Genomic DNA, 11932 nt, shown 5'->3' on the forward strand with positions numbered 1-11932 from the left:
TCCCAACCAGAAGCGTAGATTAAACTACGCCTCTGAGTGGGTTGGGAGGGTTACTATTCAGTGGTTTTTGGTGTAATAGTATAATCTTTGTCAATTTTACTTCCTTTTTGAGTGTCTGAATTTATTTCATCTATTGTATGTTTAAATGTAACACTAAAAGATTTTACAACATTTAATACTTTAACATCTAACTTTCGAGGAACATCTACAGTAACTTTAGCAGTTGTAGGGATTTTCCCCGCTGTATCAAGATATTTTTCTTTAATTAATGTATCAACTGTCACCTCAACCTTATCTTCAGGATTATCTGTATAGTAAAGATTAGCAGCGTTTATAACATTAATAGCATCTGCCTTTACTCCATTGAATTTTGAGTTATTAATAATGTTTCCAATCGCTGGAATAGCAATCGCCGCGACTATCGCTAGAATTACAATTACAGCCAGCAACTCAATCAGAGTTAACCCTTTTTGATTTTTTAATAGTTTTTTGTTCATGATTTTTTTGAACATCGGTGTTCCTCCTTATAAATTGTTATAATTAGTCCGAAAATATGTACACCTACAACAACAACTACTCCCTTCTTTTCTATACCACCCCCTTATAATTAGAACGCTTACATATTTTCGTATAATGCGAACATTGGTAGGAAAATTGCCGCGACAATCACTCCTACAACCGCTGCTAAAACGAGTATCATTAATGGTTCTATGAGCGATTTTAATGTATCTACAGAACGATCTACTTCTTCCTCGTAAAAATCAGCGATCTTTTCGAGCATATAATCAAGCGAACCTGTTTTTTCACCGATAGATGTCATTTGGGTTACTAAAGGAGGGAATAGCCAACTTTTTTCTAATGGCTCAGATAATGTACCGCCTTTTTCTAGGTTATCTCTTGCCTCCAGTACAACTTTACCTACAACTGGATTCCCTACAACTTTTTCAACAATTGTCAGTGCATGTAGAATAGGCACTGAACTACTGAACAAAGATGATAAGGTTCTAGTCATGCGAGCAATTACATTTTTTTGCATTAAAATACCAAATACAGGTATTCTCAGTAATGCGTAGTTCACATTGTAATGAAATTGCTTATTATTTTTATAGAAAAATCGAAATAGAAGAATCGACAATATGAGAATCCCAATTGCAACATACCAGTATGCTATTAACCAATCGGAAATACTGACAACAACAACCGTTAATATTGGCATTTCCATGTCCATTTCTTCAAAAGTAGCCATAAACGTCGGAACGATAACTATCATTAAAAACATACCTACCGCGATTGTTAGCACAGATAAAATAGCTGGATATGTTAATGCTGATTGTACTTTCTTTTTAATTTTGAATTGCTTTTCAAGTGTCCCTGCTAAACGCTCTAACGTCTCATCGATATTCCCCGTTGCCTCACCTGAGCGCATCATATTAATAAACATTACTGGAAAAACCTTTGGATGCTTGGCGGCTGCATCTGAAAATGCTGTACCCCCGCGTATATCCTCTTCCACTTGTTGTAAAGCTCTTTTCAATGCTTTACTTTTCGTTTGCGTACTTAAAATATGTGTTGCCTCTACAATTGAAACACCCGCTCGGATTAGTGTTGCATATTGACGACAGTAAATAACGAAATCCTGGTGTTTTACTTTACCGCCAATATTTAAGTCTTTATGTAAAATGCTTTTAGACTCTTCCAGCTCACGGGCATTAATGCCTTGTGCTCGTAATTTTTCAAGTGCTACCTTTTTGTTAGTCGCATCGATGATTCCTTTTTTTTGTGCACCAGTTTTTGTGCGTCCACTATATCGAAAAACGGTCAATTATAATCCCCCGCATTCATATATGGCCTTGCGTCTTCCAATGAAATTCTCCCCATGGCGATTAGCTGCTGCATCGAAGATTCCAAAGTATGCATACCTAACGCTTTATTCGTCTGCATAACAGTAGGAATTTGGTGAACTTTTTCATTTCGAATTAAATTTGAAATAGATGGTGCTTGTACTAATATTTCAGTTGCAGCAATTCGCCCCTTGGCATCTTTACGTACAAATAAACGCTGTGAAATAATGCCTACTAAAACATTGGCTAATTGCACACGAATTTGTCCCTGCTGATGTGGTGGAAAAACATCTATAATACGATCAATCGTAGTTGGAGCACTACTTGTATGTAATGTTGCCATCACTAAATGGCCCGTTTCTGCAGCTGTAATGGCTGTAGAAATCGTTTCGTAATCACGCATCTCTCCTACTAAAATAATGTCGGGGTCCTGACGAAGAGCAGCACGCAAACCATTGGCAAAGCTCTGAGTATCAACCCCTACTTCACGTTGATTGATAACGGATTTTTTATGTGTATGTAAATATTCAATTGGGTCCTCAAGCGTTATAATATGCTTTGATGTTGTTTCATTAAGATGATCAATCATCGCAGCAAGCGTTGTAGATTTACCAGAACCTGTTGGACCTGTTACTAAAATAAGACCCTGTGGTTTTTCTGCTAATTGATACAGTATCTGTGGCATATTTAACGATTCAATAGAAGGAATTTTTGCTTCAACTAAACGGGCAGCGATTGTCACTTCATTGCGTTGATGATAGGCATTTACACGAAAACGGCATTTCCCTTGCAATGAATAGTTAAAATCGGTTTCCCCTTTATCATGAAACTCTTGCAATTTATGCTCAGGTAAAATAGTTGTCACCATTGTCTGTAATTCTTCAGAAGTTAGGAGTTCACTCCCGTAATGTTCTAGTTGTCCATGGATACGATAGACGGGTGGAATCCCCTTTGTTAAATGAAGGTCAGACGCTTTTTCTTCAAATGCGCGTGTTAATAGCTCATCGATATTTCTACATGTAGTCATGAACGAATCACATCCTAATCTGCATTTGCTACACGCAATACTTCTGAAGTGGTTGTTTGTCCTTCTACTACTTTTAACAATCCATCTACTAGTAATGTGTAATAGCCTTCTTGTTTCATATAATCACGGATCGCACTATCGCTACTTCGACTTAAAATCATTTCTTTAATATTGCGATCGATTGGTAAAATTTCATGAATAGCCATCCGTCCGCGATACCCTGTTTGATTACACGAAGGACAGCCTCTTCCTCGTCTACCATGTGTAACTCCTTCAATACCGTTCTTATGCATTATTTCTAATTCATGCTTCGTGAAAGTATGGTCTTCTCCACAGTCTCGGCAAATTCGTCTTACTAAGCGCTGCGCCATAATCCCTACTAGGGAAGAGGATAATAAAAATGGTTCGATCCCCATATCCTGTAGTCGGGAAATCGACTCAACCGCACTATTCGTATGTAAAGTACTTAAAACTAAATGCCCTGTTAAGGAGGCACGTACTGCTATTTGCGCTGTTTCGAAATCCCTGATTTCACCTATCATTACAATATCCGGGTCCTGACGTAAAATGGATCGCAATCCAGCCGCAAATGTTAAACCCACTTCTTCTTTCACTTGAATTTGGTTGATACCATCAAGCTGATATTCAACGGGATCTTCCACCGTAATAATGTTCACATCTTCTTCATTCAAGTTGCTTAAGGCAGCATATAATGTAGATGATTTTCCTGATCCTGTAGGTCCCGTAATGAGCAAAATACCATTAGGATTGTCAATCATGTTTCGGAAAATGGCTTCGTTTTGCTCTGTAAAGCCAAGCTTGTCAATAGAACTGGCTACACTACTTAAGTCCAAAATACGCATCACGACTTTTTCCCCATAAACAGTTGGAAGCGTCGAAAGTCGAATATCTACTGGCTTGAAATTAACATTCGTTTTAATTCGTCCATCTTGAGGAATTCGATTTTCCGTAATATTTAAGTTCCCCATAATTTTGATACGTGCTAATATTATGTTTTGCATATGTTTCGGTAATGAACGCTCGGTTCTCAATACACCATCCACTCGATAACGAACCCTTAAATCCGTCTCCTGTGGGTCAAAGTGGATATCACTCGCTCGTTGGGCAACTCCGTTTGCAATGATCTGATTAACTAGTCGGACAATCGGAGAATCCTCTCGTTCAATTTCCTCCTGTGTTTCAGCAACTGTCGCGCCAATGTCGAGCAATGCCGCTTCCATAGACTCTTGTAAATCATAGTATTTCGTTAGCGTACGATATAAATCATCCTTAGCTGCAATACTTGTTTCGATTTGGCAGCCCGTCGCCATACGTACTTCTTCAATTGCGAAATAATCCATCGGGTCAGCCATCGCGATGAAAAGTTTATTTTTTTCACGACGAATTGGAATTATATTTGTTCGTTTAGCGAGTTCAGCCGGAACAAGTTGAAGTAAGTCCGGGCTTATTGAATATTGATTTAAATGAATATGTGGGATCCCTAGCTGAAACTCAAGTACTTCAATTAGCTGCTGCTCTGTTAAAATATTTTCCTTTATAAGAAAGTCGCCTAATTTCTCTTCTTTTGTTTTGTTCGTGAGCGCAAATTCTAATTGCACGTTTGTAATAACACCAGCTTCAACAAGTAAATCACCTAAGCGCTTTCGCCCAGTTTTTACGACCATTCACATATGCTCCTCTCTTTATGGGCTTGTTTGTACAAAATTCCCACCTTTATCATAGTACCCATATACAATCTCAGGATCATTCGGATTTTTTGAAGTATTCGTATCTGCAGATGTATCTTTATTGGTTTTCACAGCTTTATTGCTGGATGTTTCATTTTCAGATTGTATATCTGGTAATCCATCTCCATCTAAATCCATGTTTAAATCAGGATCACTTGAGTCGGAAGTTCCCACTTTCTCACTACTATTTTCTGGAACAGCAGGTTGTCTTGAAGATTTCACGATAATTTTATTAACGGGTGGATAATAGTCACGGCTGACTAGTTCCTCCGTAGAGTTACCATTTTCTAAAATCGAACGATAAACTTCGACCCGTACACCTTCTTGACCTTTTTGGATAACCTCTTCGCTGCCTACTGGTAAGTCTTTAGAATAGCGAATAATGACCCGTGGTTGTATGATCTTATCTTTACTAACTCGAACAGTGATTTCTTTTTCTTTCTTTTGAGCTAATAATTCCACTTTTAAAGAATCACCTTCTACTGTGAGTTTTAACTTGTTCGATTGATCAGAACGGTTTACAAATTGCAAATCTTTATCTAACGCACGATTTACCCTCGCATCCAACCCTTGCTGTAAATAATTTGGCCTCTCTTCTTGAGAATGTCTCTCTGAAATCTCATATTCAGTTTGAAGAGCAGCATGATAAAGCATAGAGGCTACGAAATTAATTGCTTCACTATTTGCTTCGTCATATTTGTCTTCTATCGTTGTTAAATAAGAAAATGGCACTTCCGGTAAAATAATAGAATCATTTAGCATATTCGTTAGTTTATCAACACCTATTGCATTTGCAGGTATTTTCTCAATCGATAGAGCCAAACGGTCTGCTTCTATTAACTGAGTATCTGATACTGTTGCATTGATTTTATGACTTTTCAAATAAGAAATTTGAGTGATAATCGCATTTAAGGTCGCATCAACCTCCCATACACCAGTAGACTCAAGCTGCTTTTTCACTTGATCATCTACTTCCAGATGTAAGGGTATATGTACCGCTTGTTCTTGCTTCCAGAAAGCAAACCAAGACTTGTCTGTTAAACTATGATATTCAGCTATAGAACTCTCTACATCAAATACAAATAATTTTGGATCCAGTGAAATCGTAATATTTGCCCCTTCTACGCTAACAGGAGCGTCTCGCCAAATATTAATAGCCTCTTGTAAAGCATTTTCAATATCACCACCCTCTAAATCCTTAACCGATATTCCTCCGATTGTAGATTCAACACCTTTAGCCAGTGCACTATCTACGATCATATTAGGTACCCAGACTGTTAATAAGATGATTAGAACAGCTACCATTGCGCCTAACTTCAAATATAATTTCATAGCCTCACCACCTTTACAAATATAGTAAGAAAAATAATGTCTATTTACTCATATAAAACAATTACTTTTTATTCATATTTTTACAATACAACACAAACTATATTTAAAAATGAGCCTTTAATCCTAAAAACAGTTAAAATTTAGTGAACTTATCTTTTGTAAGTATGAAATTGTAATTACTGTTGAAATGTTGTTAATGTGTTTTACGGACTATAAAACAAGGGCATATATCTCCATAAAACTTCCGATGTATACAGATCGAATCAACCACCCTAGATAGAAAAGACTATTAATTTCAGGTTCAATTGAAAGGTTGCATTTTAAATTCAAATAGCACCCTCTTTTTTATTCTCACCAAGTTTTTAACCAATATTAAAATAAGGGTTATTTAGAAAATCTGAATTCATTCCAGACATTCTAAATAACCCTTTTCTATTACTTTCTCACATGCAATAGGAACCCCATTCCACCAATCGTCATAGACTAGACTGCATTATAAGCTTCTCTAAAGCTAACTATATAGTTGTAAAAATAATGTCATTACTAAGAAGACAAACTTAATATTCTATTGTATAAAAGTCAGAATATCGGATTCTAAACAACCTCTTCATGCTCCGTGATCTTTATTCTACTTCAAGCATACTATTAGAAATTGTTAAATTATTATTTTCTTCAAATACTAAACCACCATTTGATATTGTATCTTCAATCGTTTTTGGTTTGTAAGTAACAGTTGAACCTCCACTCGTATTTACTGTATAAGCCATTATTCCTCCTATAACTTCTCCTGATCCTCTCATTGTGATTTTTGCGTCTGGGGCATAAATATATAAGTCGTGATTATAAGACCCTCCTTCAACAGTGATTTTTGATCCACCCGCATATAGATTTCCTTGTACGCTACCAGAACCATTTATTTTTATATCAGCTGATTTGGCATATATAGAAGCTTTTGTTTTTGTATCACCAGTAAAATCCATTAACGAAGTGCCTGTATAATATACACTTAATTGCCCTATGTCCCCTGTATTATTCATACTCGAATCTCCCTTTAAATTAAAGGTATCGATAATATACAAAGTTAATCTACCACTTCCCGTAATATTTAAATGCCCTTGAGAGAAGTCAAAGTTATCTATATATAAATTTTTGTCTGAATCACCTACATCTATAGTTAACGTTCTGTCCGAAGAAACCGTAAGCGTTTTCAAGTACATACTTTGAGTAAGTGGGAGCGTACCACTAAAGTTTTGATACCCATTTATGTGTCCATTTCCCCCACCATCAATCTTAATTGAATGATTTTCTAACGGGAGTTGAGTTTGCTTTCCATCGATAGAAACTTGAATTGAATTTGTATATGGTCTTGTGCTTAAACTAGTAAATTCATTATCCGGGAAAGGTGGTAATACATCCTTCGGAAATGCAACATTCCCTATAATCTCATTAGTAACATTCATCCAGCTCGGCTTTGAAAACTTATCTGGAGTTGTTCCAATCTTACCAGTAATTTTAGCACTCTCTTGTGTAATACTAATTTTTCCACTGTCAGAAACAACATCCCCATTAAGTTTACCTCCTCCAAGTTCGATGTTTTTTATAGCGTGGATAGCAGCGGAATTTGAAAAACCAGAACCCGTTCCGCTTCCTAAATCGATTGTAATTGTCTGTGCTACTGTTCTCGTTTTCTTGCCAATATTACCAACGGACGTTATTTTATATTGTAATTGTTCAGTACTTTCTTGAATAACCGTTACATTTGCAAAAGTTTTTTCATTAAATTGTTCATCAAAAGTTACTGTATCAGCATATGTTGATTGATTCTTTTCAAAAATTTTTTCTAAGCTACTTTCAAATGCTTCTATAAAATCTGACTTAAATTTTTCCGGCTTTCTTTTATCAGGAGGTAGCTTATTGAATTTTTTTCTATTTTCATCGTATGTAATTTTAACTAATTGTTCTACTTTACTTTTTGTACTGTTTAAGCCACCTTCCGCAATGTAAAAAACAGATTGGTCATCTCGCTCATTAGCAGACATCTTTAATGAATTAGCAGTAAGTGTTAAAAGCGTAATTCCAAGAACTGAGATAAAAGCGATTGTCAAAGTTACTAAAAGTAATGAATAGCCATTTTCTTGTTTTAGATTCTTAAACATTTAGCTGCCTCCCCTAAAATAGATTGTTGATGAAAAAGGCTTACTATTTGGCGTTGTAATATCAATAATTACATAACTCCGTTTATCTTCAATGTTAAAATCAAGCACATTCGCTGCAATCATTTCATCATTTCTCGTAATCGTCTGATCCTTTTGGTGGTATACATAAGTATATTTTTTATTATTTTGATTATTTATTAGTGTATATTCTGTATACTCATCTAAAGCCTTTTTATGAATTTCCGTAGATTTACGCGTATCTTTAGTAACAACTTTCAAAATATAAGTTGTGTCAGATAATTGAATAGTCGATTTCATTTGTTTATCGCTTGTAGTTTTACTGTTCGTTAAGATAGACATAAGAACAATAGATACAATCGTAGCTATTACAGTAACAGCCAAAACTTCTAGTAAGGTTACGCCTCTCTCATTTTGGAATTTAGACATATGAACCACCTCTTTTCTTACAAGCTAAAGATATTTTGCATTTTCGCTTTTAATGTCGCCCCTCTTGAATCATAAACTTCGATAGTAATCCTAACGGTATTATCATGCGGTATATCTTCAGCATTCACTATTATGATTTCCTTATTTTTAGCATTAGAGGGTGTCACTTTATATCTCGTGATATTACCTGTTGAATTCACTTCATCCTTTTCAGCTAAGTACGGAAAATTAGAGTCCCAAGTTTCGATCGTGGTAGATTTAAAGTAGTTATACATTTTCTCCATTTCCTTTTGCGCTAAATAGGTAGCATCAATAATTTGTTCAGAGCTTTTTCCGGTTTTATTCGATTGAATGAGTAAGCCGAAAAAGGATAATAAGATGATAGTTATTATAACTAAGGAAGCAACAACCTCAATTAAAGAGAATCCCCCTTGACTCTTAAATAATCTTCTATTTTGACGCTTCATTTTCTCCCTCCTTATGCTGATCATACTTTTTAGCAATGTAAGTTAATCAATTATGCCTCGGCATAATCACGTCTGGAATCGGCTTTGCGCTTTTTCCTGCAGATGTTTTTTGCGAAAGCGTAGTGCTAACATAGCGACAACGGCTAACATCCCCTAAGCATTCCTCTCCGATTCCGTGACGTCCGCCGGAGGCTTTGGGCCAACGTGATGTTGGTCATTCAGTCGTGTGTTATTGTTGTTGTTGTTGTTGTTGCTGTCGCTTCGCTTTCGCACAGTTAAAACCGTGTTGCTGTCGCTTCGCTTTCGCACAGTTAAAACCGTGTTGCTGTCGCTTCGCTTTCGCACAGTTAAAACCGTGTTGCTGTCGCTTTCGCACAGATAAATTGCCACAGGACGTGGCGAGTTCCTCTGTTTAGCAGGCGTTTGGACACCCGCTGAAAGAAGTTAAAAACACATTAGACTTAAACACTAAAACAATAGTACTTATAGTAATTAAACTTTCCTATTAATCGAATATTTTCTGTGCTAATTATACTATTTCATATATAAACAGCATTTACAACACCACTTTTTCGTATGAATTTGTATTTATTTTTAAATTTTTCAATTCCTAAAATATGTAGATCAAGCTAAGTTTAAATGATCATATAAAGCGATTAGATATAAAAAAACCGTTTACCATAAAATAAAGGTAAACGGTTTTAATGTTGTTTTAGTGTAACTCCATACTTTAGATATATATCATTTATTTATTTCTTCAACAACCTACCCGACAACAGCAAACCAATCCCACCTATCAAAATAAACAGGATAGCTCGTATTAATAAGTCTAGGGCGGATAAATCAAAGAATATAAGCTTAATAAACGCAATCACTAAAATAACAAAACCTGTTAGGCGTAATGTCTGTAAGTTACGCACGGTACTAAGCCATAGTGAAATACTGGCAGTCAGGAATAATGCGATCGTTGAAAAGGCAATGCTTAGTTTCCAATCAAGCAAACTATTATAGGAAAGTTGATGTATAAGACCCCAAACCGATATCATCGTAAGCACAACACCTGCACTTACAACTTGGTCTAGAAGTTTCTCTGCTTGCTCTTGATAGATTTGATAAATGCGACCCTTCATCAGTACATCAATCATAATTGCTACGATTACAACAATATACACGATTCTTGTTACTATATTTAGCCACTCGACACCTTGCATATTGTACGGAATAATTTCAAGCATTACGGTGAAGAGAACGAAAAATCCACCAAGGGCTGGCGTTAATGCACGCCCCTTGTATTTTGTTGGTACTAAAAGTGATCCCGCGAAAAGTAAAGCGAGGATTAAACACGTTAGATGCGGGATATTACCAACACTTGCAAAGTACAATTCATCCAGCTTTCCGATATAGGCTAAGAAATAACCAGCCGTAATAACTGCTAAAATATCAATCACATATATTTCCTTCATAAACTTTTCGAAAGATGTCAGTGTCTCTTTTGGACGTCTCGTTATATACATAAATAATTAGGAGATATATTCCCGGCATTATTAAGCTAATATGATCTATGCTGAAGAATGGTGTCGGCTCATGAATAATAAAGTTTAAAGCGAGTGTAATTGTAAATGAAAATGAGCCAACAACCTTCATCATACTTGCTCGTAATCGTAAACTCATCATAACGCCTGCAAAGGTGATGAACGGGAAGAGCAATTGATCTACTCCCCCTGGTAAATTCATAACTAGTAGCGCATTACATAGTGTAATAAATGCGAGTGTTACGGCACTATCAAATGCCTCCTGCCATTTTTGCTTATAGCCATAACCCGCTACAGCTGCAAACAAGCTGACTACTATGAGTAATAGTGCTTCACTATATTCAATTGGTCTAATAATAAAGTTCAGGAGTAATAAACTAAAAGTTCCAAGACTGAACTGGAGTCCGACATGAATATTTTTCAGTTTAGACTCTGCGTCATATAATCGGCACCAACTCGTGTAATAAATAGTTAGAACAACAAGGAATCCTATTGCAAAAACAACTCGGTTGTCATGGTTCATAAACGCTATAATGCTGACAGCTAGCAAAGAGAAAAAGGTTGCTAGATAGAATGCCAACTTCTGCTTGTGTTGAAGAATGACAAATTGCAACATCATAAATAGCATAACCACATAGATTAAGATGATAACAGGACTAAAATCCATATATTCTAGTAAATATGGTAGTAATAATGATGTAAACGCTACAAATATTGTTAGTACTTCATTTTTCTTTAAATAGCTAATAACAATACCGTAGCCGATATAAACAACGGCAATAACAAGTGCCATCGTTAAACCTATGATTTCATACAATATCGCACTTGCGGCTGTTGTTAATATCCCAACTATAAATGCACCACCGTATAAAGAAATTGTTATAGCCGGTGATCCTGTTTTTTTACGCTCTAACACATAAGCTATTACCGCTAAGGCAAATGATAATACGTAGGCAAGGATAATTTTAACCTCGTTCGCTAAATAGCCATAATCACTCACAAGCTTAAGTCCCCAAAGTACCCCCATCACTAAAATGACCATAAATAATTTTGGAAGTGCCCACATAATACGTTCTTCCAATGTTCGCTGTGGCTGCACCTTTTCTTCTGGATTTGTCATTATTTTCGGCTTTGGTTCCAAGTTTGAATTTGGCTTTAGGATTTGCGCTGGTTTTGGTGCAAATTGATCAACCATGGATTGCCTAGCACTCAAGGCATTTGATTTTTCAACAGGTTGCTGACGTTTTAAGCCTTCTAATTCCTGCCGTAAATCCATCATTTCCTGCTCGAGCTTGGCAACCCTCTGCTCCATTTCAAGCGACATTCAATCGTCCTCCCTACTTTATCTTTATCAATTTTTTATCATTATAACACATTTATCC

Annotated in this window: 11 protein-coding genes; all 11 read right to left on the bottom strand. The window is 36.1% G+C overall.

All coding sequences use genetic code 11. The features are described from left to right. Positions 1 to 53: 53 nt before the first annotated feature. The 11 genes from ACVYAD_RS22250 to ACVYAD_RS22300 all read right to left on the bottom strand — a co-directional run bounded on the left by ACVYAD_RS22250 (position 54) and on the right by ACVYAD_RS22300 (position 11874). Entirely contained in the window at positions 54 to 512 is a 459-nt protein-coding gene (locus ACVYAD_RS22250) for a prepilin-type N-terminal cleavage/methylation domain-containing protein (protein ID WP_476427983.1), read from the bottom strand. Between the two features lie 104 nt (positions 513 to 616). Next, positions 617 to 1822: a type II secretion system F family protein gene (locus ACVYAD_RS22255; protein ID WP_476427984.1), complete on the bottom strand. Its 1206-nt coding sequence runs from the start codon at positions 1820 to 1822 to the stop codon at positions 617 to 619. Continuing rightward, entirely contained in the window at positions 1819 to 2868 is a 1050-nt protein-coding gene (locus ACVYAD_RS22260; RefSeq protein WP_476427985.1) for a type IV pilus twitching motility protein PilT, read from the bottom strand. The genes ACVYAD_RS22255 and ACVYAD_RS22260 overlap by 4 nt, the downstream gene beginning before the upstream one ends. 14 nt (positions 2869 to 2882) lie before the next feature. Then, positions 2883 to 4553 carry a GspE/PulE family protein gene (locus tag ACVYAD_RS22265; RefSeq protein ID WP_476427986.1) on the bottom strand — a complete coding sequence of 557 codons (1671 nt, stop codon included), beginning with the start codon at positions 4551 to 4553 and terminating at the stop codon, positions 2883 to 2885. Positions 4554 to 4571: 18 nt separating this feature from the next. Next, complete coding sequence (locus ACVYAD_RS22270) at positions 4572 to 5948, bottom strand: G5 domain-containing protein (RefSeq protein ID WP_476427987.1); 1377 nt, start codon at positions 5946 to 5948, stop codon at positions 4572 to 4574. Between the two features lie 623 nt (positions 5949 to 6571). Further along, on the bottom strand, positions 6572 to 8104 hold the full coding sequence (locus tag ACVYAD_RS22275) for a pilus assembly PilX N-terminal domain-containing protein (protein ID WP_476427988.1): 1533 nt from the start codon (positions 8102 to 8104) through the stop codon (positions 6572 to 6574). Further along, on the bottom strand, positions 8105 to 8551 hold the full coding sequence (locus tag ACVYAD_RS22280) for a type II secretion system protein (RefSeq protein ID WP_349659656.1): 447 nt from the start codon (positions 8549 to 8551) through the stop codon (positions 8105 to 8107). It abuts the gene before it with no gap. Positions 8552 to 8568: 17 nt separating this feature from the next. Then, positions 8569 to 9018 (bottom strand): type IV pilus modification PilV family protein, encoded by a 450-nt coding sequence (locus ACVYAD_RS22285; protein WP_476427989.1) that lies wholly within the window; start codon positions 9016 to 9018, stop codon positions 8569 to 8571. 229 nt (positions 9019 to 9247) lie between these two features. After that, a complete protein-coding gene (locus ACVYAD_RS22290; protein WP_476427990.1) occupies positions 9248 to 9394 on the bottom strand; it encodes a hypothetical protein in 147 nt (48 codons plus the stop codon). Between the two features lie 373 nt (positions 9395 to 9767). Further along, positions 9768 to 10466, bottom strand: coding sequence for a DUF2339 domain-containing protein (locus ACVYAD_RS22295; RefSeq protein ID WP_476427991.1), 699 nt, complete (start codon positions 10464 to 10466; stop codon positions 9768 to 9770). Continuing rightward, positions 10459 to 11874 (bottom strand): DUF2339 domain-containing protein, encoded by a 1416-nt coding sequence (locus ACVYAD_RS22300; RefSeq protein ID WP_476427992.1) that lies wholly within the window; start codon positions 11872 to 11874, stop codon positions 10459 to 10461. Before ACVYAD_RS22300 ends, ACVYAD_RS22295 begins: the two co-directional genes overlap by 8 nt. Positions 11875 to 11932 lie beyond the last annotated feature (58 nt).

The sequence above is a fragment of the Lysinibacillus sp. G1-3 genome, from assembly GCF_056322905.1.

Coding starts and splice junctions, on each gene's coding strand:
- ACVYAD_RS22250 (WP_476427983.1), bottom strand. CDS start 512: ATGTTCAAAAAAATCATGAACAAAAAACTATTAAAAAATCAAAAAGGG.
- ACVYAD_RS22260 (WP_476427985.1), bottom strand. CDS start 2,868: ATGACTACATGTAGAAATATCGATGAGCTATTAACACGCGCATTTGAA.
- ACVYAD_RS22265 (WP_476427986.1), bottom strand. CDS start 4,553: ATGGTCGTAAAAACTGGGCGAAAGCGCTTAGGTGATTTACTTGTTGAA.
- ACVYAD_RS22270 (WP_476427987.1), bottom strand. CDS start 5,948: ATGAAATTATATTTGAAGTTAGGCGCAATGGTAGCTGTTCTAATCATC.
- ACVYAD_RS22275 (WP_476427988.1), bottom strand. CDS start 8,104: ATGTTTAAGAATCTAAAACAAGAAAATGGCTATTCATTACTTTTAGTA.
- ACVYAD_RS22280 (WP_349659656.1), bottom strand. CDS start 8,551: ATGTCTAAATTCCAAAATGAGAGAGGCGTAACCTTACTAGAAGTTTTG.
- ACVYAD_RS22285 (WP_476427989.1), bottom strand. CDS start 9,018: ATGAAGCGTCAAAATAGAAGATTATTTAAGAGTCAAGGGGGATTCTCT.
- ACVYAD_RS22300 (WP_476427992.1), bottom strand. CDS start 11,874: ATGTCGCTTGAAATGGAGCAGAGGGTTGCCAAGCTCGAGCAGGAAATG.